24 protein-coding genes, 1 tRNA gene and 1 pseudogene are annotated in these 23,044 nt (G+C 66.2%); 13 read left to right on the top strand and 13 right to left on the bottom strand.

The window, feature by feature from the left end; translation table 11 throughout:
* Positions 1-110, top strand: a pseudogene (locus ABDV78_RS15820) (IS630 family transposase); the annotation flags it as partial.
* 227 nt (positions 111-337) lie between these two features.
* Here the strand turns inward: ABDV78_RS15820 and ABDV78_RS15815 are convergent.
* Positions 338-412: transfer RNA gene (locus ABDV78_RS15815), tRNA-Gln, on the bottom strand.
* 63 nt (positions 413-475) lie between these two features.
* On the bottom strand, positions 476-1,573 hold the full coding sequence (locus tag ABDV78_RS15810) for a branched-chain amino acid aminotransferase (protein WP_343528409.1): 1,098 nt from the start codon (positions 1,571-1,573) through the stop codon (positions 476-478).
* 57 nt (positions 1,574-1,630) lie between these two features.
* Here ABDV78_RS15810 and ABDV78_RS15805 point away from each other — a divergent pair, with 57 nt between their 5' ends.
* Positions 1,631-2,128, top strand: coding sequence for a helix-turn-helix domain-containing protein (locus ABDV78_RS15805; protein WP_343528408.1), 498 nt, complete (start codon positions 1,631-1,633; stop codon positions 2,126-2,128).
* Positions 2,129-2,153: 25 nt separating this feature from the next.
* Here the strand turns inward: ABDV78_RS15805 and proC are convergent, their stop codons facing one another.
* The 5 genes from proC to ABDV78_RS15780 form a co-directional block, all read right to left on the bottom strand.
* On the bottom strand, positions 2,154-2,954 hold the full coding sequence (gene proC / locus ABDV78_RS15800; RefSeq protein WP_343528407.1) for a pyrroline-5-carboxylate reductase: 801 nt from the start codon (positions 2,952-2,954) through the stop codon (positions 2,154-2,156).
* A 23-nt stretch (positions 2,955-2,977) separates the two neighbouring features.
* Positions 2,978-3,481, bottom strand: a complete 504-nt coding sequence (locus ABDV78_RS15795) for a YbjN domain-containing protein (RefSeq protein ID WP_343528410.1) — start codon at positions 3,479-3,481, stop codon at positions 2,978-2,980.
* A 138-nt stretch (positions 3,482-3,619) separates the two neighbouring features.
* A complete protein-coding gene (locus ABDV78_RS15790; RefSeq protein WP_343528405.1) occupies positions 3,620-3,892 on the bottom strand; it encodes an accessory factor UbiK family protein in 273 nt (90 codons plus the stop codon).
* A 22-nt stretch (positions 3,893-3,914) separates the two neighbouring features.
* The gene (locus ABDV78_RS15785) at positions 3,915-4,433 is read right to left on the bottom strand and encodes a TspO/MBR family protein (protein WP_343528404.1); all 519 of its coding nucleotides are present in this window, start codon (positions 4,431-4,433) and stop codon (positions 3,915-3,917) included.
* Between the two features lie 122 nt (positions 4,434-4,555).
* Positions 4,556-5,290, bottom strand: coding sequence for a TlyA family RNA methyltransferase (locus ABDV78_RS15780; RefSeq protein WP_343528403.1), 735 nt, complete (start codon positions 5,288-5,290; stop codon positions 4,556-4,558).
* A gap of 179 nt (positions 5,291-5,469) precedes the next feature.
* Here ABDV78_RS15780 and ABDV78_RS15775 point away from each other — a divergent pair, with 179 nt between their 5' ends.
* Positions 5,470-6,150 (top strand): alpha/beta hydrolase, encoded by a 681-nt coding sequence (locus ABDV78_RS15775; protein WP_343528402.1) that lies wholly within the window; start codon positions 5,470-5,472, stop codon positions 6,148-6,150.
* A gap of 2 nt (positions 6,151-6,152) precedes the next feature.
* Here ABDV78_RS15775 and ABDV78_RS15770 read toward each other — a convergent pair whose 3' ends face one another.
* Together ABDV78_RS15770 and dxs are read right to left on the bottom strand one after the other, a co-directional pair.
* Positions 6,153-6,350 carry a hypothetical protein gene (locus ABDV78_RS15770; RefSeq protein WP_343528400.1) on the bottom strand — a complete coding sequence of 66 codons (198 nt, stop codon included), beginning with the start codon at positions 6,348-6,350 and terminating at the stop codon, positions 6,153-6,155.
* On the bottom strand, positions 6,347-8,272 hold the full coding sequence (dxs, locus tag ABDV78_RS15765) for a 1-deoxy-D-xylulose-5-phosphate synthase (RefSeq protein ID WP_343528398.1): 1,926 nt from the start codon (positions 8,270-8,272) through the stop codon (positions 6,347-6,349). Before dxs ends, ABDV78_RS15770 begins: the two co-directional genes overlap by 4 nt.
* A gap of 93 nt (positions 8,273-8,365) precedes the next feature.
* On the opposite strand from dxs, the gene ABDV78_RS15760 reads away from it, so the two are divergent.
* Both ABDV78_RS15760 and ABDV78_RS15755 read left to right on the top strand, forming a co-directional pair.
* Entirely contained in the window at positions 8,366-8,896 is a 531-nt protein-coding gene (locus ABDV78_RS15760) for a GNAT family N-acetyltransferase (protein WP_343528397.1), read from the top strand.
* A 131-nt stretch (positions 8,897-9,027) separates the two neighbouring features.
* The gene (locus tag ABDV78_RS15755) at positions 9,028-9,561 is read left to right on the top strand and encodes a hypothetical protein (RefSeq protein WP_343528396.1); all 534 of its coding nucleotides are present in this window, start codon (positions 9,028-9,030) and stop codon (positions 9,559-9,561) included.
* Positions 9,562-9,574: 13 nt separating this feature from the next.
* On the opposite strand, the gene ABDV78_RS15750 is transcribed toward ABDV78_RS15755, so the two are convergent.
* Positions 9,575-10,048, bottom strand: coding sequence for a transcriptional repressor (locus ABDV78_RS15750; RefSeq protein ID WP_343528395.1), 474 nt, complete (start codon positions 10,046-10,048; stop codon positions 9,575-9,577).
* 133 nt (positions 10,049-10,181) lie between these two features.
* Here ABDV78_RS15750 and ABDV78_RS15745 point away from each other — a divergent pair, with 133 nt between their 5' ends.
* From ABDV78_RS15745 to ABDV78_RS15715, 7 genes are all read left to right on the top strand, one after another.
* Positions 10,182-11,237: a COX15/CtaA family protein gene (locus ABDV78_RS15745; RefSeq protein ID WP_343528393.1), complete on the top strand. Its 1,056-nt coding sequence runs from the start codon at positions 10,182-10,184 to the stop codon at positions 11,235-11,237.
* 123 nt (positions 11,238-11,360) lie between these two features.
* On the top strand, positions 11,361-11,840 hold the full coding sequence (gene rplM / locus ABDV78_RS15740) for a 50S ribosomal protein L13 (RefSeq protein ID WP_037568175.1): 480 nt from the start codon (positions 11,361-11,363) through the stop codon (positions 11,838-11,840).
* Complete coding sequence (rpsI, locus tag ABDV78_RS15735) at positions 11,840-12,385, top strand: 30S ribosomal protein S9 (RefSeq protein WP_343528391.1); 546 nt, start codon at positions 11,840-11,842, stop codon at positions 12,383-12,385. The genes rplM and rpsI overlap by 1 nt, the downstream gene beginning before the upstream one ends.
* 190 nt (positions 12,386-12,575) lie before the next feature.
* Positions 12,576-13,466, top strand: coding sequence for a DMT family transporter (locus ABDV78_RS15730; RefSeq protein WP_343528390.1), 891 nt, complete (start codon positions 12,576-12,578; stop codon positions 13,464-13,466).
* Positions 13,467-13,573: 107 nt separating this feature from the next.
* Positions 13,574-14,086, top strand: coding sequence for a hypothetical protein (locus ABDV78_RS15725; protein ID WP_343528389.1), 513 nt, complete (start codon positions 13,574-13,576; stop codon positions 14,084-14,086).
* A gap of 23 nt (positions 14,087-14,109) precedes the next feature.
* Positions 14,110-14,913, top strand: coding sequence for a hypothetical protein (locus ABDV78_RS15720; protein ID WP_343528388.1), 804 nt, complete (start codon positions 14,110-14,112; stop codon positions 14,911-14,913).
* Between the two features lie 81 nt (positions 14,914-14,994).
* Positions 14,995-17,259, top strand: coding sequence for a glycoside hydrolase family 3 N-terminal domain-containing protein (locus ABDV78_RS15715; RefSeq protein ID WP_343528387.1), 2,265 nt, complete (start codon positions 14,995-14,997; stop codon positions 17,257-17,259).
* A gap of 6 nt (positions 17,260-17,265) precedes the next feature.
* Here ABDV78_RS15715 and ABDV78_RS15710 read toward each other — a convergent pair whose 3' ends face one another.
* The 3 genes from ABDV78_RS15710 to modA are packed head-to-tail and all read right to left on the bottom strand — an operon-like array spanning position 17,266 to position 19,313.
* Positions 17,266-17,871, bottom strand: coding sequence for an ATP-binding cassette domain-containing protein (locus ABDV78_RS15710; protein WP_343528386.1), 606 nt, complete (start codon positions 17,869-17,871; stop codon positions 17,266-17,268).
* Complete coding sequence (gene modB, locus ABDV78_RS15705) at positions 17,861-18,553, bottom strand: molybdate ABC transporter permease subunit (protein ID WP_343528385.1); 693 nt, start codon at positions 18,551-18,553, stop codon at positions 17,861-17,863. The genes ABDV78_RS15710 and modB overlap by 11 nt, the downstream gene beginning before the upstream one ends.
* Before the next feature lie 4 nt (positions 18,554-18,557).
* Positions 18,558-19,313, bottom strand: a complete 756-nt coding sequence (gene modA, locus ABDV78_RS15700; RefSeq protein ID WP_343528383.1) for a molybdate ABC transporter substrate-binding protein — start codon at positions 19,311-19,313, stop codon at positions 18,558-18,560.
* 200 nt (positions 19,314-19,513) lie between these two features.
* On the opposite strand from modA, the gene ABDV78_RS15695 reads away from it, so the two are divergent.
* Positions 19,514-22,924: an autotransporter domain-containing protein gene (locus tag ABDV78_RS15695; RefSeq protein WP_343528382.1), complete on the top strand. Its 3,411-nt coding sequence runs from the start codon at positions 19,514-19,516 to the stop codon at positions 22,922-22,924.
* Positions 22,925-23,044: the final 120 nt, after the last annotated feature.

Raw genomic sequence — 23,044 nt, 5'->3', positions numbered from 1 at the left:
GTGCCAGGACCATCGAGGACCTCTGGAAAACCGTCGGATCCATCTGTGACCTGTACAACCCCCACGAATGCCGCAACTACTTCGCCGCTGCCGGATATGCTTCCGATTAAACGCTCGGTGCTCTAGGGTGCCATTATCCAATAAACGGTGAATTCGGCGCCACCAGAAAATGTGCCCGCGCCGGTAAACGTGTTGAAGACAGTCCAAAACCGCGGCCTTCCCGGCCAGCGCATTGGCACAATCCGATGCACAGTTGTGCAGGTGCCAACGGCCGACCCTGATAGTCAGCCAGCGTCTTCAAATACTTAGCAGCCAATTGGCTGGGATTTCAGGCAGATGGCTGGGGCGGCAGGATTCGAACCTGCGTATGACGGTACCAAAAACCGTTGCCTTACCGCTTGGCGACGCCCCAGTGGAGAGGCGCGCCTTATACCGGGCGCGCCGCTCTTGAAAAGCCCTATTTCCCGCGAAATCGTCAGCTCAGGCGACGCATCCAGCCATGGGGGTCGGGCGCCTGGCCGCGCTGGATCGAGACCAGCTGCTCACGCAGGCTGGTGGTAAGCTGGCCCGGGCCGCCACTGCCGATGGTGAAACGCCCGGCGGGCTCGGCGACACTGCCGATCGGAGTAACGACCGCCGCCGTGCCACAGGCAAACGCCTCGACCAGGCGGCCACTGGCCGCGTCGGCGCGCCACTGGTCGATGGCATAGGGTTCCTCACGCACCGTCAGCCCCTGGGCGCGCGCGATGGTCAGGATCGAATCGCGCGTGATGCCGGGCAGGATCGTGCCGGTCAGCGGCGGCGTGACCAGTGATCCGTCGTCGAACACGAAAAAGACATTCATGCCGCCCAGTTCCTCGACCCAGCGGCGTTCCACAGCGTCGAGGAACACCACCTGGTCGCACCCATTGGCGATCGCTTCCTTCTGGGCGAGCAGGCTGGCGGCATAGTTGCCACCGCACTTGGCCGCGCCGGTGCCGCCAGGGGCCGCGCGGGTATAGCCCTGGCTGACCCAGATCGACACCGCAGGCGCGCCGCCCTTGAAATAGGCGCCGACCGACGAAGCGATGACCATGTAGAGATATTCGGCCGAGGGCTTCACGCCCAGGAACACCTCGCTCGCGAACATGAAGGGGCGCAGGTACAGCGCGCCACCATCCTGCTCGGGGATCCAGTCACGCTCGATCTCGACCAGCCGCTCGACCGATTCTAGGAAGAGATTTTCGGGCAGTTCCGGCATCGCCATGCGCCGCGCCGAATCCTGGAACCGCCGGGCATTCGCCTCGGGCCGGAAAAGCGCGGTGCCGCCATCGGCCAGACGGTAGGCCTTCATCCCTTCGAAGATTTCCTGCGCATAATGCAAGACCGAGGCGGCCGGATCGATGCTGAGCGGCACGCGGGCGGTGATCTGCGCATCGTGCCAGCCCTTCTCGTCGCTATAGCGGATCAGGGCCATGTGATCGGTGAAGACGCGTCCGAAACCCGGATCGACCAGACGCGCCGTCCGCTCACTCGCCTCGACCGGAGTCTGGCAAGGATCGAACCGAAACGTAAGGGATTGAGGCGCGTGCATGGTCATCTCTCTGTTTTGGGTTGCCGTGGCCTAGGCCCTGTGTCTAGACGGGTCAACATGGCTGCCTCTAACCAGTCCGCATCGGCACAATTTCTCCGAGAGCCCGAACTCCGTAGGGGTATGGAATTGCTGTATTTCGGCAATAGCCACCTCGTGCGATCAATCGATCGCGGCCTTGCGACGCAGGGCTTGGGTCGTGCGCATCACCGTGCGCTGTATTTCATGGCGCGCAAGCCCGACATGACGGTTACCGAGCTGTTGTCGCTGCTGGCCATCACCAAGCAATCGCTGGGCCGTGTGCTCAACGAGCTGGCGAGCCGGAATCTGGTGGAGACGCGTCCGGGGGACCGCGACCGGCGCCAACGCCTGCTGCGGCTCACACCCGCCGGTGCCGCCATGGAAGCCGAACTGTTCGACGCGCTGCGCGAAAAGCTGGCCAAGGCCTATGCTCGCGCGGGGCAACAGGCGGTGACGGGCTTCTGGACGGTGCTCGAAGGTTTCATTCCCGAGCATGAACGCGCCCGGATCGAGGAACTGCGGTCCAACGACGGCTGAGAATCTGAGGCTGAAGGAGCGCCCTTCAGCCCCGAGCCGCCTCGGCCATTTCCCGATTGCGTCGTTCCGACGCGGCCAGCGTATCGGTCATCAGCCGCATCAACGCGCCGTCGGCATCGAGCACGTTGAGCCCTTCGCGCGTCGAACCGCCGGGGCTCGCGACTTGGTCGGCCAAGATCGCCGGCGTTGAGTCGCTTGCGATCGCCATCGCGCCGGCCCCATCGACCGTCGCCAGTGCAAGTCGCAGGGCGAGGTCGGGATCGAGCCCCAGCGCCACGCCCGCCTGCGCCATTGTGTCGACAAAGCGAAACACGAAGGCCGGACCGCACCCCGCCAGCGCGGTCACCGCATCGAACTTCGCTTCGTCTTCGATCCACGGTGCCAGCCCAAGCGGCTTGGCCAAGGCATCTGCCGCCACGCGAACCGCGGGATCGGTTGAGCGGGTGAACAACGCCGTCACCCCCTGCCCGATCGCCACCGGAAGATTGGGCATCATGCGCACGACCGCACCCGCCGGAATGCGTGCGGCCAGCGCGCGCTCCTCCACGCCTGCCAGAATGGATAGCAACAATGCCGGTTCGAGATGGGCCAGAGTCGGTGCGATGGCGTCCAGTTGCTGCGGCTTGAAACCCAGCATCAGGACGGCCGGACGCTCGCCTGCGGGAAGTTCGGTCAGCGAGCGAACCCCCTGGGGCGCCCGGGAGCCGCTGCGGGTGATGACGGTCACCTGGGCGGGGTCCAGCCCCTCCGCCAGCCAGCGGCGCAGCATCGCGCCGGCCATATTGCCGCACCCGATCAGCCAGATCGGACCATCTGGAAAGCCCACGCCCTGCTCCTCAGTCTGGAATATCAGGCTTCGCCCTGCGTCTCGATCAGCGCGGCGGCCAGCGCCTCGCGCGGGGTCTTGCCGCCCCACAGGACGAACTGGAACACGGGGTAGAAGCGCTCGCACTCCTCGATCGCCGACTCGACCAGCAATTCCGTGGCGGAGAGCGAAATGGTACCGTCCTCGCCACCATCGACCATTGCGGCGTGGCGATAGAGCAGGATGCCGCTGTTCGACCAGAGTTCAAAATGGCCGATCCAGAGCTGTTCATTGACCAGTGCCAGCGCCTCATAGATGCTGGACCGGCGATCCTCGGTCACCTTGATGTCGGGGAAAGCCAGGAATTGCAGGACACTATCGTCATCACGCCACAGCGCGCGCAATTCATAGCTGGCCCAGCTCCCCTTGACCGTCGCCACGATCTCCTCGTCATGGCGCTCATGCTCCCATCCATGGGCGGCGAAATACGCCTCCAGCATATCGATGGGGGCCGAGTCCTCGGATTCGTGATCGGTCGATTCAAGCATCATGGCGTCCTGCGAACAAAACCAGACCGGGACAGGTTGCACCCTGCCCGGCCCCGCTGCAAGCAGCCAAATGCGGAAAACTGTGGATAGCTGCCTGTCCGATGGGGATGGGCAGCGCTTCCTGTGGAGACTGCGCGATCAGGATTCGACCCCGGCGGTCGCGCCGGCGCCAATGCGCGCCTCCAGCGCGTCCAGCCGTGCCTTCAGGGCGTCGGCCTCGTCCCGCGCGGCGACCGCCATCGCCTTGGCGACCTCGAACTCCTCGCGGCTGACAAAGTCGAGTCCGCCGATCCACTCGCGGGCGCGCGACCGTGCACTGGCTTCGGCCTCACGGCCCATGCCCGCGACCGTTCCGGCCAGACCGTTCATGACCTTGGCGAAATCGTCGAACAACTTGTTGTCGGCCTGCATGATCAAAATCCCAAAAATCGTTTCACAGCATTTGGGATGTCCGGGCGCGCGGCACAAGGCTTTCCGCATCGGGATTGAGCTGGTCGATCCGCCAATTAAGTACGCCCGCAAAGGACAACCACAGGAGATAGGGCAGCATCAACCAGGCCGCTCCCCGCCGGATCGGCGCGAAGGCAAAGGTCGTGGCGATCGAAAGCGCCAGGATGGCGACGATCATGATCAGCGACAGCCCGACCTCATGCGCGCCGAAGAACAGGGGCGTCCACGCCAGGTTCAGAGCAAACTGGAGCACGAACAGCGTGATCGCCACGCCCCGCCCCTTCGCACCACGCGCATGCAGGATCATCGCCAGCGCCAAGCCGATCAGGATATAGAGCGCCGTCCAGGCCAGCGGAAAGACCCAGCCCGGCGGTGTCAGTTCGGGCTTCACAAGCGCCTGGTACCACGCATTCTGATTCCCGGCGGGAACCGAGAGGCCGGACGCGAAGCCGAGCAGCAGGATCAGCGGCACGATCACGACTGCCCAGCGCAGGAACGACATCCGCAACTGTCCTTTCGACGCGATCGTTCCCACTCGTCCCTCTTTCGCCATGATGCCCGCCGATGTGCCGCACCGGCACAGGACAGTAAACGGAAAGCTTGCCGTGAATAGCCCCGCTCCGTTCAATTTCGGGATGCGGCCACCAGAAACTCGATATTGCCTTCCGGGCCGGTGATCGGGCTTTGCGTCACGCCGGCCACCCGCCAGCCCATGTCGGTCAGCCACTGGACCACCTGGTCGCAGACCCGTTGATGCACCGCGGGGTCGCGGACGACGCCGCCCTTGCCCACCTCATCACGTCCCGCCTCGAACTGCGGCTTGATCAGCGCGAGCAGCCGCGCGGCGGGCGACGCGAAGCTCAGCGGCCGCTCCAGGACCTTGGACAACCCGATGAAGCTCGCATCGCACACGATCATATCGACCATCTCGGGAATATGCGCCTCGGTCAGGATACGCGCGCTGGTCTGTTCGTGGACGACGACGCGCGGATCCTGGCGCAACGACCAGGCGAGCTGGTTGGTCCCGCTGTCCACCGCATAGACGCGCGCGGCGCCCTTTTGCAGCAGCACGTCGGTAAAGCCGCCCGTCGACGATCCGACATCGATCGCCACCACCCCGGTCACGTCCCAGCCGAAATGGTCCAGCCCATGCGCCAGCTTGATGCCCCCCCGGGAGACCCAGGGATGATCGCGCCCCCGCACATCCAGCACGACGTCCTCGGCCAATTGCTGGCCGGGCTTGGCGACCTTCATCTCACCCGCAAAGACCAGTCCCGCCATGATGAGCGCCTGCGCCCGTGCACGCGACTCCACGAGTCCCCGATCCACGAGCATCTGGTCGACACGCTGCTTGGCCATAGCCGCCCCTATCCCGCGCATCGGTCCGTCGCAAGTCGCCATCGTTCCGACCGAAAGCCTATTGCCTATCTTTCCAGTAGGAATATCTTGAACTCAAGGATCGGGAGTCGTGGATCGCGAGTCCGGGATTGGACCCATCGCTTCATCGGCAACCCGGCCCTGAGCCAAGGAGATGCCATATGGGTACGTTCGCATCCTATGAGGCGCGCAGGCCGACCGTCCTCACCGTGCCCGGACTGGGTGGGTCCGGCCGTTCGCACTGGCAAAGTTTGTGGGAAGAGGCCCGGCCCGACACGATCCGGGTCGAACTGGGCATGTGGTCGACACCGCATCGCAATGCCTGGGTCACCAAATTGGACGAGGCGATCCGGCAGGCCCAGGCTCCGGTGATCCTGGCCGCGCATTCGCTGGGCTGTCTGGCGGTGGCGTGGTGGGCCGAATTGTCGCCGCAACCCTATGGCTGGCCAGTGGCAGGCGCCTTGCTGGTCGCGCCCGCCGATGTCGATCGGACAGACGCGCCGGACAGCCTGAAGGGCTTCGCGCCCTCCCCACGCACGCCACTGCCCTTCCCTTCCATTCTGGTCGCCAGCCAGGACGATCCGTGGATATCGATCGACCGAGCCCACAGCCTGGCGGTCGACTGGGGCAGCCACTTCGTCGATGCCGGGCATCAGGGCCATATCAACGCGGCCAGCGGTCTCGGCTGGTGGCAGGAGGGGCAGGAATTGCTCGGCCGGGTGATCGCCGCCAGCGGCATGGACCGGCCGACACCGTCAGGACCGTTATCGCCCAGCGAAGCGCGGGCCGTGCTGGCGATCAACGCGACCGATGCGGCACAGGCGCATTATCTGGGCCGGTGAGGTCATCGGGATACGTCCTCCCCGGCGGCGGACATATCCCACCCACCGTTCGGGCTGAGCGAGGCCGAAGGCTCCCCCGCCTCCGCCTTGGCCGCCGCCGTGGCGGCCTTCATCCGCCGCCACATGCGGACATTGACGCCGATCATCATGACCACCGCCAGCGTCGTGAAGACGATGACGGCGGTCCATCCCCGGATCACGCGCGCGCGCCCTGGGTCACATGCGTGCTGTTGTGGCGCAGCGCCTTCAGCACCGTTTCCACGATCGCATCCGCATCCAGCCCGGCCTCGGCATATTGCACCTCGGGCTTGTCCTGATCCTGGAAGATATCGGGCAGGCGCATGGTGCGCAGCTTCAGCCCGCCATCGATCAGCCCTTCGTCCGACGCCATGGTCAGGACATGCGCGCCCAGGCCGCCGATCGCATTCTCCTCGATCGTCACCGCCACTTCATGGGTGGTCAGCATCCGGCGGATGAGCGCCTCGTCGAGCGGCTTGGCGAAGCGCAGATCGACGACCGAGGTCGACAGCCCCTTGGCCTCCAGCGTGTCGGCGGCGCGCAACGCCTCTGCCAGGCGGGTGCCCAGCGACAGGATCGCGACCTTCTTGCCCTCGCGCACGACCCGGCCCTTGCCGATCTCCAGCAGCATGGGCGCCTCGGGCAGCGCCACGCCGACACCGTTTCCGCGCGGATAACGGACCGCGATTGGGCCGCTGTCATGGTTTACGCAGGTATGGACCATATGGACCAGTTCCGCCTCGTCGGCGGCAGCCATGACGACCATGTTGGGCAGGCTGGCGAGATAGGTGACGTCGAACGAACCCGCATGGGTCGCTCCGTCCGCCCCGACCAGCCCTGCGCGGTCGATCGCGAAGCGCACCGGCAGGTTCTGGATCGCGACGTCATGGACCACCTGGTCATAGGCGCGCTGGAGGAAGGTCGAGTAGATCGCGCAGAAGGGCCGCATCCCCTGCGCCGCGAGCCCCGCCGCGAAGGTCACCGCATGCTGCTCGGCGATACCGACGTCGAAGAAGCGATCGGGATAGGCGACCGAGAACTTGTCCAGCCCGGTGCCCGAAGGCATCGCCGCGGTGATCGCGCAGATGGTCGGATCGGTCGCCGCCTCGCGGGCCAGCGCCTCGCCGAAGACATTCTGATAGGCGGGCGGCCCCGGCGGGGCCTTGGCCTGCGCGCCGGTGATGACGTCGAACTTCTGCACGCCGTGATATTTGTCCGCCGCCGCCTCGGCCGGGGCATAGCCCTTGCCCTTCTTGGTGACGACATGGATCAGGATCGGCCCTTCCTCGGCATCGCGGACATTCTCCAGCACCGGGATCAGATGGTCCAGATTGTGACCGTCGATCGGACCGACATAGTAGAAGCCCAGTTCCTCGAACAGCGTGCCGCCCATGGTCATGCCACGCGCGAACTCGTCCGTCTTGCGCGCCGCCTTCTGGATGGGACGCGGGAAACGCTTGGCGAACTTCTTGAGCACGTCGCGCACGCCCAGGAACTCGCGGCTCGACACCATGCGCGACAGATAGGCCGACAGGCCGCCCACCGGCGGCGCGATCGACATGTCGTTGTCGTTCAGGATGACGATCAGGCGATTGCCCGCCTGTTCGGCATTGTTCATCGCCTCATAGGCCATGCCCGCCGACATGGCGCCGTCGCCGATCACCGCGATGCCCTTGCCCGGCGTACCCGCCAGCTTGTTGGCGACCGCGAAACCCAGCGCCGCCGAGATCGAGGTCGAGCTGTGCGCCGCGCCGAAAGGGTCATATTCGCTTTCGGTGCGCTTGGTGAAGCCGGACAGGCCACCACCCTGGCGGATGGTACGAATCCGGTCCCGCCGCCCGGTCAAGATCTTGTGCGGATAGCATTGGTGCCCGACGTCCCAGACCAGCCGGTCGGCGGGCGTATCGAACACATAATGGAGCGCGACGGTCAGCTCGACGACGCCAAGGCCGGAGCCGAGATGGCCGCCGGTGGTGCCGACCGCCGAAATCGTCTCACTGCGAAGTTCGTCGGCAAGTTGCCGCAACTGATCGGGTGCCAGCCGACGCAGATCGTCGGGGGTCTTCACCGTGTCGAGCAACGGGGTCTGAGGATTATCTGCCATCAGACCGGCTTATCCCAGCAAATCGGTGGTGTCGATTGCAACTGTTTACCGGAAGTTAGTTGACCTAACCGATCCGTTCGCCAGAAATGGGACATGTTCACCTTTCGCTGGGCGGGCCCCGCCGATCTTCCCACCATTTCGGTCCTGATGGACCGGGCCATTGCAACGCTCCAGCAGGGTTTTCTTTCCCCGGCGGAGATCACGGCCAGCCGATCGGTCATGGGCCTCGACACGCAGTTGATCGCCGACGGCACCTATTTGCTGGCCGAGCGGGACGGGCGACTGGCGGGATGCGGTGGCTGGAGCGCCCGCGCGACCCTCTATGGCGGCGACCATAGCACGGCCCTGCGTGACGCCGCCCTACTCGACCCGGAACGGCATCCTGCCCGCATCCGGGCCATGTACACCGACCCCGATTTCGTCCGGCAGGGACTGGGACGCTTGATCCTGACCCGTTGCGAGGATGCGGCGCGCGCGGCGGGTTTCCGATCGGCGGAGATGATGGCAACGCTGGCTGGCGAGCCGCTGTACCGGGCCTGCGGCTATGCGGTGATCGAACCGATCCGGTCCGCCCCCGTCGACGGGGTCACCGTTCCGCTGGTGCGGATGGGAAAGCCGCTTTAGTGCGCCACACCGGGCCCCGTTGCGACGCGGTGACAGACTCGCCGCTGGAAATCCTGGAATCCCTAGGATTCCCGCCATTTTTGCGCTGCTGATTTCTGGACAAAAGGAGTACAAGCCGGTAGCCGCCGGGAATGGCGGCATCCCTGTTCCTGCTTCTTGCGGTGGTCCTTGCTTTCACCGGAGGCGGTGGGCCCTGGGCGATGATCGCCACCATCACGCTGGCGGCCGCGGCCGGGACCACCCTGCCCGACCTTGACACGCCGCTTCGCCTGCCTCACCGCAACGCCCTGATCCACAGTGCACTGCCGCTTTACGTCGCGCTTCTCGACCCGCGGACATGGCCGGTCGCGGCGGGCCTGGGGTTCGGAATCGGCTTCCATCTGGCCGCCGACCTGTTTCCCGGTACGATGCGCGGCTTCGCCACGATAAAATTCCCGCTACTGGGATCGATCGGGGTCTTTCCGTCCTATCTGTGGATCGCGGTCCATGCGGCCGCCAACCTGATCGGCGCCTTCATCATCCTGGAGCAGATAGCGCCGCATCCCGTCGTCGCCAGCACGCTCGCGGCGACCGGCGTATTGGGAACCGCCTATCTGCTGCGGGCCCAGGGCGGCATCTATGCGCTGACGGTCATGACCGGCCTGGGCTGGCTGCTATTCCGATAGCGGGATGCGCCGCTTATGCCTGGTCCTTGGCGCAGTCCGCGCAGCGCCCGCGAACCTCGATAACCGGCCGTTCCGGGCGGAATCCCGCCCCCCGCGCCGCATCGCGAACCGCGCCGGTCAGGTGATCGTCATCGATATGCGTGGTCTGTCCGCAGGTGTCGCAGACCAGGAAAATGCAATCGTGGAGGCAATCCGGGTGGGCATTGGCGACATAGGCATTGGCGCTTTCCACCCGCCGCGCCAGATTGGCGCCCACGAACAGGTCGAGGATGCGGTACACGCTGTTCGCCGCGACCCGCCGCCCCTGCGTCTTCGACATGGCGTCCGCGATGTCATAGGCCGAAGCCGGTTTGTCGAAGCCCGCCAGCGCTTCGAAGACACTGGCCCGCATCGCGGTCCATTGCTCGCCCGCGCGCTCCAACGTGCTCTTCGCGGCAACGGCCAGATCGGCGCCTTCGGGCTCCTGATGATGATGCATGTGCGCCATGGTCTGGATTTAGGCTTTCCCAAGGGCTTGAGCAAGATGCACGCTCCATCCCCCGCCCAGGTCCAAGCGCGACGCAAGGCGACGGGCATTCGGTCCACTATCGCCCGGGCACGCGAGTTCCTATGATGGGATCATGTTGCAACCGAGCCCCGCCTTCATGGTCACTGCCCGTCCCAATATCCTTGCGCGCTGGCTGTTCGCCGTCGCAGGCCTGATCGTCGCGATGGTGGTGGTGGGCGGTATCACGCGCCTGACCAATAGCGGGCTGTCGATCACCGAATGGAAGCCGATCACCGGCATCGTGCCCCCGCTGACAGAAGCCCAATGGCAGGCCGAGTTCGCCAATTACAAGCGCATCCCCGAATATTGGACCTTCAACCGCGACATGACGCTGGCGGGGTTCAAGGCGATCTTCTTCTGGGAGTATCTGCACCGGGCGCTGGCCCGGGTGATCGGCATGGCCTTTGCCCTGCCGCTGATCTGGTTCTGGGCGAGGAAGGCGATCCCGGCGGGCTACAAGCCGCGGCTGGTCGCGCTGCTCGCGCTCGGCGGACTGCAGGGTGCGATCGGCTGGTGGATGGTCGCCTCCGGCCTGGTCGAACGAACCGATGTCAGCCATATCCGGCTGACCGTTCATCTGCTGACCGCGCTGGTCATCCTGGCCGGGATCATCTGGATCGCGCTGGACCTGAAGGCGCTGCACCGGGACCGGCTGTCGGCCCCCGCGCGGCTGACCCTGCCGGGGGTGGCGGCCCTGCTCCTGCTGTTCGTCCAGTTGATGTTCGGCGCGCTGACCGCCGGACTGGACGCGGGCTATGCCTTTTCAAGCTGGCCGCTGATGGGCGACGCCTGGTTCCCCGAAGGCGTGCCGATGATGACGCCCGCCATCGCCAACGTCTTCGACAATCCGGTGGTCGTGCAGTTCATCCATCGCTGGTTCGCCTTCGCCGCCGCCGCCGGGCTGGTCTGGCTGGCAGTGCGCGCGATCCGCGCAGGGGGCCTGCGCGCCGGATGGGTGGTGATCCTGCTGGTCCTCGCCCAGATCGGGCTGGGCATCGCCACCCTGCTCAGCGGCGTACAGATCGATATCGCGGTCGCGCATCAGGCCAATGCCGCGCTGTTGCTGATCGCCGCGACCGCCGCCGCACACCGCCTCGGCAGCGGAGCACGAAGCGCCATGGTATCATAATACCCGTCAGCAAAGCCGCGCTTTGCTTGACATTTCAGGGCCTCTCCAGCAATGGACCCTCGTTCGCGCCGCCCGGGTCCAAAGGGCGGCGTGTTGCATTTCAAACCGAAAGGTCTCACGCCCATGAAGGCGCTCATGAAGACCACCAAGGCGGCCAAGCCGCACGAGGTGGAAAAGAAGTGGCATATCGTCGACGCCGACGGCCTGGTTGTCGGCCGCGCCGCCACCATCATCGCGAACATCCTGCGCGGCAAGCACAAGCCGTCCTTCACCCCGCACGTCGATTGCGGTGACAATGTCATCGTCATCAACGCGGACAAGGTGCGCTTCACCGGCAACAAGCTGGGCCAGAAGGTGTATTACAAGCACACCGGTTATGCCGGTGGTATCAAGGGCATCACCGCAGCCAAGGTCCTGGAAGGCCGCTTCCCCGAGCGCGTCCTGGAAAAGGCCGTTGAGCGCATGATCCCGCGCGGGCCCCTGGGCCGTCAGCAGATGCGCAACCTGCGCATCTTCGCCGGCACCGAGCATCCGCACGCCGCTCAGAACCCCGAAGTCCTCGACATCGCGTCGATGAACCGCAAGAACAAGGTGGGCGCATAATGTCCGATAACCGCCAGTCGCTCGCCGATCTCGGCGCCACCCTGAACCAGCAGGCCGCCGCCGCTTCGGCGCAGCCCGCCGTCGAGGGTGAAGCCCCCGCCGCCGCTCCCGTCGAGCGCGTCAGCTCCACCCCGCTGCGTCAGCAGGAACTGGACAAGTTCGGCCGCGCCTATGCGACCGGTCGTCGTAAGGACGCCGTGGCTCGCGTCTGGCTGAAGCCGGGTTCGGGCAAGATCACGATCAACGGTCGTGACCAGGAAGTCTATTTCGCGCGTCCGACGCTGCGTCTCGTCATCAACCAGGTGTTCGGCATCACCGAGCGCGAAGGTCAGTATGACGTGATCTGCACCGTCAAGGGCGGCGGTCTGTCGGGCCAGGCCGGTGCGGTCAAGCACGGCATCAGCCAGGCGCTGACCAAGTACGAGCCGATCCTGCGCGCGCCGGTCAAGGCCGCTGGCTTCCTGACCCGCGACAGCCGCGCCGTCGAGCGTAAGAAGTATGGCCGCGCCAAGGCGCGTCGCAGCTTCCAGTTCTCGAAGCGCTAAGACCTGGGCCGCCCTGGATGGCGCAAGGTCATCCGGGAACAGGCCACGACGGACGGCAGGAGCGGCAAGGCCGTTCATGTCCGGCGGCGTGGTCCGGCACGAAGCAAGAAGGGGCGGTCCGGCGACGGGCCGCCCTTTTTGTCTTGGGCGGCCATCCCGAGCCGCGCCCCCGGCATGACGGAGACAAGCGATGTCGAACCCCTTATGGATTCCCGCCACGGTAGCGGCCGCAACCTTTCAGGTCGGCCGCAACGCCCTGCAACGCGGCGTCATGTCCTCGTCAGGGCCCTGGGGGGCGACGCTGGTCCGGTTCCTGTTCGGCCTGCCCTTCTCCATTGTCTTCGTCATGATCGCCCAACGCTTCGTGCCCGGAGCCGACCTCCAGTGGAGCGGCGCCTTCTGGCTGTCGGCAATCGTGGGGGCCGCCTCGCAGGTGCTGGCCACGGCCGCGCTGCTCGACGCGATGCACCGTTCCGGCTTCGCGGTCGGCACCGCGCTCCAGCAGAGCTCGCTGCCGCTGGCCGCGCTGCTCGGCCTCATCGTCTATCATGACCGGATCAGCGCCACCGCATGGGTCGGCGTCGTCATCACCACGATCGGGCTGGTCGCCCTGTCCTGGCCGCCGCCGGAGCAGCGCCGCGCCTCGCTGATCGGCGCGGCGATGGGTTTGGCGTCGGGCCTGTTCTTCGGCTTTTCGCTGAATGCCTTTCGCCACGCCGCACTGGCGCTGGACCCCAGCCACCCCGTCTTCGCCGCGCTGGTCTGCGTGGCGGTGGTTCAGGCGATGCAGACGGTCGCGCTCGGCCTGATCCTCGCCTGGCGCGACCCCGCGACGCTGGTGGAGGTGTTGCGCCGCTGGCGTCCGTCCCTGGGTGCAGGATTGTGCGGCGCCTGCGCCTCGGCCGGCTGGTTCGTCTCGCTGGCGCTTTCCCCCGCCGCGCCGGTGCGCGCGCTGGGGATCATCGAGGCACCGATCGCCGCCCTGGCCGGGCACCGGCTGTTTCGCGAGAGACTGGGCGCGCGCCAGATCCTGTCCGGCATCGCCATCATCGGCGGGGTTCTCCTGACCACCCTGTTCTGACCTCCGGTCGGGACGGGACCGATCTCTGGCCGGTTTGTCACCCGGGCGTCATTCGGTGACCATCCGGGTTGCCGCAGATTGACGGCGATGGCCTGGGAGACGGAGCGATGCGAAGGGCGGCCAAGACGGTTTTCCTGGCGGGCGGGCTGGTCATGGCCGCAACGGCCGCCTCTGCCGTCACGCCCACTCCAGACAAAGCCCGAAGCGTGGCAGTGCGCGGTATTACCCATATCGTATCGGGCGCTGTGGGCGTCACCCTGGCGACCCGACCGGCCACCCCGCCCGAGAACGGCCCGCCGCATGCGACGCGGTGCAGTGGCGGATGGGTCGACTGTTCGCTGGTCGACTCGCTGACGATCACGATCGACGGCAAGGGCGTCATCATACCCGACCGGGCCGTCGTCCTGCTGTCGGACGTCGTTACCGCCCGTGTGGAACCGATCGATTCCAGCCACTACAAGCTGACCCTTGTCGGCGGCGATGCAGGCGCAGCCTATGAAGCGCGCCTGTTCTTCGATCGTCACATGGTCCGTCGGATGGAGATATGGTCGCCCGAGATGCGGATGATCGAACAGACGACCCGCTATCACGACATCGCCGAGGAATTGCCCCGGCAATAGTCGATCTGGAAGGAGGAACGGATATGAACGACTTTGGCGGCGCTCGTCGTCTGTTCGTGCGACTGGCGGTGCTGGCGATATCCGCCCCCGCCGGCGCGGCAGCACCGGCCCCCGTCAACCTCTCCACCCCGCTGGGCATCACCCCCGGCTGGCAGTTGCTGGCGACCCAGGGACCGGACGTGGAAGACCCCGGCGGCAACAAGGCCCCCGGCGCGCTTCACCTCTGCATCACCCGCGATGGCGGGAAGACATGCCGCCCCGCGCTTGACGATCTTCTCGCACGAGGCGGCGGGCATGACGTTTTCGACACCGCCCATTATCTGCAGGTGGTCAGGATCATCCACCCCGCGCGTGACCGTCCGCTTCTCTGGGTGCAGGTCGCGAGCCTGTATAGCGGCAATGGCGATCAGGTGGTCGGCCGGACCGCACTGGCCTATGACAAGGCTGGCGATCGCTTCACCGCCGTCTATGCCAAGCGCACCGGGCACAACAACAACCAGGAGGTCCGCTATCTCGACAAGGGGCCACTGCACGGGGCGATCATCTCCGCCGAGCCCACGTCGGATGCCCCCTTCGGCTTCTGGATCACCGTCGACCGGCTGGCGCGCGACGGTCGCTACGCCCCGGTGCTACGCTATCGCAGCGGGACGCATTATGGCGATGGCAATCCCCTTGCCGTCATCGATTCCGAAATGCCCGAAATCCTGCGACGCCTGAAGCTCTGGCGGTCCGGCGCCCCCTTGCCCCTGCCGGATGGCCCCTGCCCCAAACCGCATCTGGTCCACGGCGTGCTCTGGTGCAAGCCGCCTGCCGGGGCGGGGAATTGACCACCCGCGACACCCTTGCCCGCTCCGCCCACCGGGGGTAGCTGAATGACAAAATAGTCATAAAGAGCAGGAGAGCACCCCATGTCCGGCACCCCGTCCCCCACCCCCACGCTGGATCGTCGCCAGATGCTGAAGGCCGGTGCGACCATCGCGGGACTGTCCCTGGGCGAGATGACGCTTGGCGGGCGGGCGCTCGCGCAGTCGGACCGGATCGAAAGCCTGATCGGGCGGATGACGCCCGCCGAAAAGGCAGGGCAGCTTTCCTGCTTCTCCGACCAGATTCGGCCGATCGGCCTGCCCTTCAACCCCGGCCTTCCCGCCCGCAACGATGCCGCCGCGCAACTGGCGCGGATTCGCAAGGGCGAGATCGGGATGCTGTTCAACGGCGTCGGCGCCGCGGGTGCCAAGGCGGCGCAGGACGCGATGATGGAAACGCGGCTGAAGATCCCGCTGATCTTCGCAGGCGACGTCATCCACGGCCTGCGCACCGCCTATCCGCTACCCATCGCGGAAGCCTGTGCCTTCGATCCCGATCTGGCCGAGCGGACCGCCCGGGCCGCCGCGATCGAGACGACGGCGCTCGGCATGCAATGGACCTTCGCCCCGATGGTCGATGTGGCGCGCGACCAGCGTTGGGGCCGCGTGGCGGAGGGGTCCGGCGAGGATGTCTATCTGGGCACCCGGCTGGCCGTGGCGCGGGTGCGCGGCTTCCAGGGCAAGTCGCTGCGCGATCCGACCAGCCTGGCCGCCTGCGCCAAGCATTTCGCGGCTTATGGTGCGGTGTCGGGCGGCATGGATTACAACTTCACCGAAATCTCGCCCCAGACGCTGCACGAGGTACATCTCGCGCCGTTCAAGGCGTGTGTCGATGCAGGCGTGGCGACCATCATGTCGGCCTTCAACGATATCGACGGGGTGCCATCCTCGGGCAATCACTGGCTGCTGACCGAGCTGCTCCACGGGCAATGGGGGTTCAAGGGCATGGTGGTCGGCGACTATACCGCCGACGAGGAACTGATCGCCCATGGCTATGCCGCCGATGGTCGCGACGCCGCGAAGAAGGCGTTCCTGGCGGGCATGGACATGGCCATGGCCTCCAACCTGTTCAATCTGTGGCTGCCCGATCTGGTCGAGAAGGGCGACGTACCGATGGCGCGCCTGGACGAGGCGGTTCGCCGGGTCCTGTCGCTGAAAGACGCCATCGGGCTGTTCGACAATCCCTATCGCTCGATCAGCGCGAAGGCCGAGCGGACTCAGGTGTCGACGCCTGCGATGCTCAAATTGTCGCGTGAGGCGGGGGCACGGTCGATCGTGCTTCTGAAGAACGACGGCGACCTGTTGCCGCTCAAGGCCGATCCCGGCCGGATCGCCCTGATCGGTCCGTTCGGCGAGGATCGCGACAATGTGGTCGGCACCTGGGCCTTCATGTCCGATGCCCGACTGAACGTTTCGATCGCGCAAGGCCTGCGCAACCGCAAGTTGACGGTGGACGTGGTCAAGGGCTCGGAGGTCGAAACGGCGATCCCCGGCGGGATCGACGCGGCGGTGGCGGCCGCGCGGGGCGCGGACGTGGTGCTGCTGGCGCTGGGCGAAACACAAGGCATGTCGGGCGAAGCCCAGTCGCGCACCGACATCGTCATTCCGCCCGCCCAGATGGCATTGGCCGAGGCGGTGGCCGCGACCGGCAAGCCGATGGTGGTCCTGCTCCGCCATGGTCGCGCGCTCGCCCTGCACGGTGCGGTCAAGGACGCGCCCGCCATCCTCGCCACCTGGTTCCTGGGGTCGGAGAGCGGCAACGCCATCGCCGATGTGCTGTTCGGCGACGTGAACCCCTCCGCCAAATTGTCGGTCAGCTTCCCGCACGAAAGCGGTCAGGAACCCTATTTCTACAATCACAAGAATACCGGCCGCCCCGCCCCCGACACCGGATCGCAGGAATATAAGGCCCGCTACCGCGAGACGAAGAACGAGGCGCTATACCCGTTCGGCCACGGGCTCAGCTATACGCGCTGGCAGGTTTCCGACGTGGTGGTGCCGCCCCGCATGACCGACGCGATGGACGTGACCGCGACCGTTACCAATAGCGGCCCCCGCCCCGGCGCGCAGGTGGTGCAGCTCTATATCCATGACAAGGTCGCCAGCCGCACCCGCCCGGTCCGCGAGTTGAAGGGGTTCGAGCGGGTCGTGCTCGATCCCGGTCAGTCGCGTACCGTCCGCTTCCGCCTGACCCGCGACGACCTGCGCTTCTGGGGCGAGAAGGATTGGGTGATCGAACCGGGCAGCTTCGACCTGTGGGTGGCGACCAGTTCGGCCGACGGCGACCGGAAGAGCTTCGAACTGGTCTGAGGGGAGTCAAAGCCGGACGATCGCGGTGGCGATCCGTTCGGCTTCCTCGGGGTCGTGCGTAACCATCAGGATCGGGATGCCCGTTCCGTCACGCACCGCCACCAGCGCGTCGAGTATCTCGCCCCGCCGCGCCCGGTCGAGCGAGGATAGCGGCTCGTCCAGCAGCAGGACGCGCGGCGCGCTGAGCAGCGCCCGGCCGATCGCCACCCGCCGCGCCTCGCCGCCCGACAGGGTGCGGGGCCAGCGATCGAGCAGATGGCCGATGCCCAGCATCGCGATCACCTCCTCCCAGTTGCTGCTGCCCTGTCCCATGCCGTAACGCAGATTGGCCGCGACCCGCTTGTGCGGGAACAGGCGTGGCTCCTGAAAGACATAACCGATGCGCCGCCGTTCGGGGACGATATCGATCCGGGCGGATGTGTCGAACAGGGTTTCGCCGCTCACCCGGACATGCCCGGCTTCGGGCCGCAACAGCCCAGCTACCATGTGCAGGATGCTCGTCTTGCCGACGCCCGAAGGCCCGAACAGGACGGTCGCGCCCGGGCCGGTCCTAAAGCGGGCCTCGATCAGGCTTTCTCCGCGCCGCACCGCGACGTCCACGTCAAAGGACATGCAGCCCCCGCCCTATGCGCCGCGCCAGCCATTCGGAGGCGATCAGTGCCACCAGCGACAGGGTCACCGACACCGCGGCCAACCGCCACACCATCGCCTCGCCATCCGGGCGTTGCAGCGCGGAATAGATGGCGAGTGGCAAGGTCGCCGTCTCCCCCGGCACATTGGAGACGAAGGTGATCGTCGCACCGAACTCGCCGATCGAGCGCGCGAAGCCCAGGACAAGGCCCGCCATGATGCCCGGCGCGCATAGCGGCAAGGTGATGGTCGCGAACACGCGCCACCGCCCCGCGCCCAGCGTTCGCGCGGCCTGTTCCAGGCGTGGATCGACCGCCTCGATCGACAGACGGATCGCCCGCACGACCAGCGGAAGCGCCATGACGCCGGCGGCGATCGCGGCGCCCGTCCAGCGAAACAGGACGCTCACCCCGAACCAGGCGGAAAGCCACGCGCCGATCGGCCCCGTCGGACCAAAGGCGAGCAGCAGGAGCCATCCGGTCACGACCGGCGGCACGACCAGCGGCAGGTGGACCATCCCATCGAGCAGCACCTTGCCAGGAAAACGCCCCCGCGCCAGTGCCCAGGCGATCGCAAAGGCGACCGGCAAAGTGACCAGCATCGCGCTGCCCCCGACCAGCAGCGACAGCCGCACGATCCCCCATTCCTCCGCCGACAGGATCATGGCGTCATCGCGTCGAAAAACCGAAGCGCCGGAAGATCGCCTTGCCCTCCGGCGACAGCAGATATCGACGGAACCCCTCGGCCTCGGCACTGGTGGAGGATTTCAGGCGCGCGAGCGGATAGGTGATCGGCGGGTGGCTCGCCGCCGGGAACAGCCCCGCCACCCGAACGCGCGGCGAAGCCTTCGCATCGGTCGCATAGACGATGCCATAGGGTGCAGCCCCCCGCTCGACGAGCGCGAGCGCGGCGCGGACATTCTCGGCACGAACGACATGGGGCGCGACCATCGCCCAAGCCCCTAGCCGCTCCAACGCCGCCTTGCCATATTTGCCTGCGGGCACGCTGTCGGTATCCGCCATGGCCAGCGGCCCGGCCGACAGCGTCGCGCCCAGAGTCCGCGCCGTCACATGCCCACCCCGCCCCGCCGGGGCGATCACGACCAGGCGATTGCCCAGAAAGGCGCTGCGCGTGCGGGCGGCGAGCAGGCCGTCACGCTCCAGGACGTTCATCCATTCCTCGTCGGCGGAGGCGAACAGATCCGCCCTGCCGCCCGCCTGCACCTGCCGCGCCAGCGCCGAGGAAGCCGCGAACGAGATGACTGGCCGGACATGCCCCTTCGCCGCCCAGGCATCGGCCGCGGCGGTCATCGATTCCTGAAGGCTGGCGGCGGCAAGAACCAAAGGCGCCCCATCGCGAGCAATCGCGGGTGCCGGGGAAAACGAAGCAATCAGCGATCCGATCGCAAATGCCAGAAGTCTCATTATTGATCCTTATCAAGATTTGGCAATTCTACCCCGGCCGACATCAATACCAATATCATACATTTCGGAATTTTGAGAATTTCGAGAAAAGCTGCTTTCCTGTGATTCCGCCCATTGTTTATCTCTTAACTCCTGAATAACCTCGAGAATTGGGACAACGGCGCGCGTAACGACGCCGGAATGACAGGGGTAGTATTATCATGACAAAGAGTATCGGCTTGCCCGCCACAGGAGAGTTGCGCGCCGTGTTGCTGGCGTCCACCGCCTTGCTCGCCCTTCCTTCGATTGCCCAGGCGCAGAGCATCGCAACACCCGAATTCGCACAGGATCATGCCAGCTCGACCAAACCGGTCGGTGCGATACCCGGGCTTGGCGTCATCGACGAACAGCAGATCGTGATCTCCCAGCCCGGCACCGCATCCAGCGCGATCGACACCGCGGGCGGCGTCAACGGCGTGGGGCAGATGTTTATCTCGGCCGGTGGCGGCAGCCTGAACCTGTGCACCGGCACGCTCATCAATCCGCGTACCGTCATCTTCGCGGCGCACTGTGTCAACACGCGCGCGGCCAGCGATTACGGCACCGCGCGCGGCGGCACGCCGATCGCCTTCGGCTTCAAGACCGACAACCTGACCGGCGTACGCGAATGGCTGCTGGGCACCCTGGGCGGCAAGGCCAATCCCGATCAGTTCAAGACGAAGACCGCCAACGCCCTCTACAATGTCAACCAGGTCAGCTGGAACGCCGCCTCGCAGCGCACCGGCTTTCTGGAAGGGGACGTGGCGCTGGCGACGCTCGATACGCCCGCGACGGGTATTCCGACATGGGCGCTGCTGTTCTCCGCCCTGCCCGCCCCCGCATCGATCGATGCCGCGACCGGGACCGGCTATCATGTCACCGTCACCGGCTATGGCCGCAACGGGGTCGGCGATAACGGCGACAGCAACGGCATCGATTATCGCCGCCGCATCGCCGAGAATTATATCGGGCTGCTCGGCTCGCTCGACGACCGCAACCTGTGGCTGTTCGGCCAGGGTGCCAACCTGCCGCAAAATCTCTACCAGATCGATTTCGACGATCCCCGTCGCGGTACCGCGTCGGCCAGCCGCTTCGACTTCAATCTGTTCCGCGACAATGCACTGCCCAACGAGGGCACCACGGCAGGCGGCGATTCGGGCGGACCATTGATCCTGGACAAGAGCTTTGCGCGACAGGTCGTGATCGGCGTGCTGTCGGGCGGCAGCCGTTTCTACAATGCGCAGCTTTCGTCCAGCTACGGCACCTCGTCCTTCTATCAACCGCTCTACCTCTTCTGGGACTATATCGCCGCCAACAATCCATATCGTTACGTCACGGCCCGGTCCGGGGACGGGGCATGGGAAGACGGCGCCCATTGGGTGACGACGACCGACCCGGCCTATCAGATCATCCAGAACGGCCAATTGGTGAACGGCGTTCCCACCTCGCCTGGCCTCGGCACCGCCAACGATCCGAACAACAAGTTCGGTGAAATCTGCGACGGCGTGGAATGCCAGAATATCAAGACCGGCGCGATCTCCGCCCAGAATGGCACCGCCGCCGACCAGACCGCAGCAGGAACGACCAATGCGGCGGGCAAGGCGGTCCTGACCGACGAGCCAGCGATCGCCGCGAACCAGGTGCAGGCGACCGGCACGGGGAGCGCCGTCGCCGCCGCGCTCCCGGCCGCGACACTGGCCAACGGCCTGCCGGGTGCGACCAACTTCGTGCCCAACAACGTCAATCCGACGACGGCCATCGCCGCGCGCTATTATGACGTGACCCTGTCGGCGGCGGGCACCACGACGCTCGGGTCCGCGGCGACGGTCGACCGCTTCACCCTGAACGGGGCGCAGGCGCGGCTGAGCATCGCGAGCACCGGCACGCTGAGCACGATCGCGGAGTTCAATCACCTGTCAGGCATGATCGCCAACAATGGTACGATCAATGCGGGCGGTGACTATCTGATGCTGGCGGGCGGGCTTCAGGGCACGGGCCGGATCAATGCGGGCTATTTTACCAGCGTGGCGGGCATGATCGCACCGGGCGGTGTCGGCACGATCGGGACGCTGACCTTCGGCGGCAATGTCGTGCTCGCCTCGGGCACGCAATTGCTGGTCGATGTCGGACCGGGCAACACGGCCGACCGGATCGCGGTGGTCGCCAACAACGGCGCCGGCGGACAGCTCAATGTCGGCGGCGCGGTAGGCTTCGCGGCGGTCAGCGGCCATGTCATCCGCGCAGGCGACGTCTATACGATTGCGACGGCCTCCGCCCGGATCAGCGGGCGGTTCAACACGCCGACCGCACTCAGCGCGATCCTGACCCCCACGCTGAACTATTCCGCCAATGCGATCACCGCACAGATCGTCGCCGGCTCCTATGCGAATGTCGTCGCCAACACGCCCTATCAGCTCGCCTATGCCCGCCTGCTCGACCAGAACCGACCGATCCAGGGCAATTTCAGCAACCTGTACGGCACGCTCGACCTGCAATCGGCCGCGACGATCCGCACCACGCTGGAAGGGCTCGCCCCTTCGACCGAGGCGCTGAAGCGGGCGCAGGGCACAATGGCGCTGGACAACACGGCCCGCTTCTTCCGCGAGCATCTGGCCGCGCTTTCGCCGCGCGACGGACTGGGCGGCACGCTGACCATGATCGGCAAGCCGGTTCAGGTCGCCAGCCTGGCCATGTCCAACCTGGCGGGCACCCAGGCGCAGATGGCGACCGACAGCGGCGGCGTGTCGATGCGCGAGAATGTCCTGCCCGAAAATGTCGCGGTGTTCCTGGCGGGCGGCTATCTGGACGGCAACAGCCGCGCGCTGCCACAGACCAGCACCTCCAACGTCCGCGACAATTTCAACGGCTTCTATGTCGCGACCGGCATCGAGACCGAGGTGGACGAAGCCAGCATCCTGGGCTTCGGCTTCTCCTACACCAAGACGACGGGCAACACCTCCTTCGGGCAATATGCGCGCGGCGACCTGTACCAGGGCACGCTCTACGGCAAGACCGAACTCGGCGGCTTCTCGCTGGACAGCCAGTTCAGTGCGGGCGTGTTCCAGGCGCGCACCGAACGCACCGTCTCGCTGGCGGGGGTCGGCTACAATCTGCGATCGCGCGACAATGCCCTGGCGCTGTCGAGCGAGGTCGGGCTGGCCCGGACCTATGGCTTTGGCGGCCTGAAGATCGGTCCGCGGATCGCCGCGCGGGTCAGCCATCTGGGCTTCACGCCGACGGCCGAAACCGGCGGCGGCCCCGCCCTGCGCTTCGACCGACAGGATTATAACAGCGTTCAGGGTCGCGCCGGCCTGTTGCTCAGCTCGGACGGGCCGTTCAAGCCCTATGCCTCCGCCTATTATGTCCATGACTTCCAGGATCGCCCTGGCGTGTTCGGGGCGAATTTCGCGGGCGGGATCGGGCCCTCGCCGCTGTTCGCCCTGCCGGTCCAGGACAGGAATTGGGGCGAGGCGAGCATGGGCGTCTCCTACACCAGCGGCCGGGTCCAACTGTCGCTGGGGGCGGACACGACGTTCGAGCGCAAAGACGTCGAGAACCAGTCCTATCGGGGGGCGATCAAGATCGCCTTCTGATCGGGGTCCATCGCGACACAGCGAAACGCCCGCCCGGGAAACCGGGCGGGCGTTTTGTCATTCATCACATGAACTTGGCCGCATATTCTCGCATCGGATAGCGACCGGCACCGCCAGAGC

Source organism: Sphingomonas sp., assembly GCF_039594485.1.
Classification (GTDB): Bacteria; Pseudomonadota; Alphaproteobacteria; order Sphingomonadales; family Sphingomonadaceae; genus Sphingomonas.
Note: the sequence above shows the minus strand (reverse complement) of the source record. Positions and strands in the feature narration are given on the sequence as shown.

Excerpts from the sequence above, each read along its gene's own strand:
- ABDV78_RS15810 (WP_343528409.1), bottom strand. The coding sequence starts at position 1,573 with ATGCACGCGCCTCAATCCCTTACGTTTCGGTTCGATCCTTGCCAGACT.
- ABDV78_RS15805 (WP_343528408.1), top strand. The coding sequence starts at position 1,631 with ATGGCTGCCTCTAACCAGTCCGCATCGGCACAATTTCTCCGAGAGCCC.
- ABDV78_RS15795 (WP_343528410.1), bottom strand. The coding sequence starts at position 3,481 with ATGCTTGAATCGACCGATCACGAATCCGAGGACTCGGCCCCCATCGAT.
- ABDV78_RS15790 (WP_343528405.1), bottom strand. The coding sequence starts at position 3,892 with ATGCAGGCCGACAACAAGTTGTTCGACGATTTCGCCAAGGTCATGAAC.
- ABDV78_RS15785 (WP_343528404.1), bottom strand. The coding sequence starts at position 4,433 with ATGTCGTTCCTGCGCTGGGCAGTCGTGATCGTGCCGCTGATCCTGCTG.
- ABDV78_RS15780 (WP_343528403.1), bottom strand. The coding sequence starts at position 5,290 with ATGGCCAAGCAGCGTGTCGACCAGATGCTCGTGGATCGGGGACTCGTG.
- ABDV78_RS15775 (WP_343528402.1), top strand. The coding sequence starts at position 5,470 with ATGGGTACGTTCGCATCCTATGAGGCGCGCAGGCCGACCGTCCTCACC.
- dxs (WP_343528398.1), bottom strand. The coding sequence starts at position 8,272 with ATGGCAGATAATCCTCAGACCCCGTTGCTCGACACGGTGAAGACCCCC.
- ABDV78_RS15760 (WP_343528397.1), top strand. The coding sequence starts at position 8,366 with ATGTTCACCTTTCGCTGGGCGGGCCCCGCCGATCTTCCCACCATTTCG.
- ABDV78_RS15755 (WP_343528396.1), top strand. The coding sequence starts at position 9,028 with ATGGCGGCATCCCTGTTCCTGCTTCTTGCGGTGGTCCTTGCTTTCACC.
- ABDV78_RS15750 (WP_343528395.1), bottom strand. The coding sequence starts at position 10,048 with ATGGCGCACATGCATCATCATCAGGAGCCCGAAGGCGCCGATCTGGCC.
- ABDV78_RS15745 (WP_343528393.1), top strand. The coding sequence starts at position 10,182 with ATGTTGCAACCGAGCCCCGCCTTCATGGTCACTGCCCGTCCCAATATC.
- rplM (WP_037568175.1), top strand. The coding sequence starts at position 11,361 with ATGAAGGCGCTCATGAAGACCACCAAGGCGGCCAAGCCGCACGAGGTG.
- rpsI (WP_343528391.1), top strand. The coding sequence starts at position 11,840 with ATGTCCGATAACCGCCAGTCGCTCGCCGATCTCGGCGCCACCCTGAAC.
- ABDV78_RS15730 (WP_343528390.1), top strand. The coding sequence starts at position 12,576 with ATGTCGAACCCCTTATGGATTCCCGCCACGGTAGCGGCCGCAACCTTT.
- ABDV78_RS15725 (WP_343528389.1), top strand. The coding sequence starts at position 13,574 with ATGCGAAGGGCGGCCAAGACGGTTTTCCTGGCGGGCGGGCTGGTCATG.
- ABDV78_RS15720 (WP_343528388.1), top strand. The coding sequence starts at position 14,110 with ATGAACGACTTTGGCGGCGCTCGTCGTCTGTTCGTGCGACTGGCGGTG.
- ABDV78_RS15715 (WP_343528387.1), top strand. The coding sequence starts at position 14,995 with ATGTCCGGCACCCCGTCCCCCACCCCCACGCTGGATCGTCGCCAGATG.
- ABDV78_RS15710 (WP_343528386.1), bottom strand. The coding sequence starts at position 17,871 with ATGTCCTTTGACGTGGACGTCGCGGTGCGGCGCGGAGAAAGCCTGATC.
- modB (WP_343528385.1), bottom strand. The coding sequence starts at position 18,553 with ATGATCCTGTCGGCGGAGGAATGGGGGATCGTGCGGCTGTCGCTGCTG.
- modA (WP_343528383.1), bottom strand. The coding sequence starts at position 19,313 with ATGAGACTTCTGGCATTTGCGATCGGATCGCTGATTGCTTCGTTTTCC.
- ABDV78_RS15695 (WP_343528382.1), top strand. The coding sequence starts at position 19,514 with ATGACAAAGAGTATCGGCTTGCCCGCCACAGGAGAGTTGCGCGCCGTG.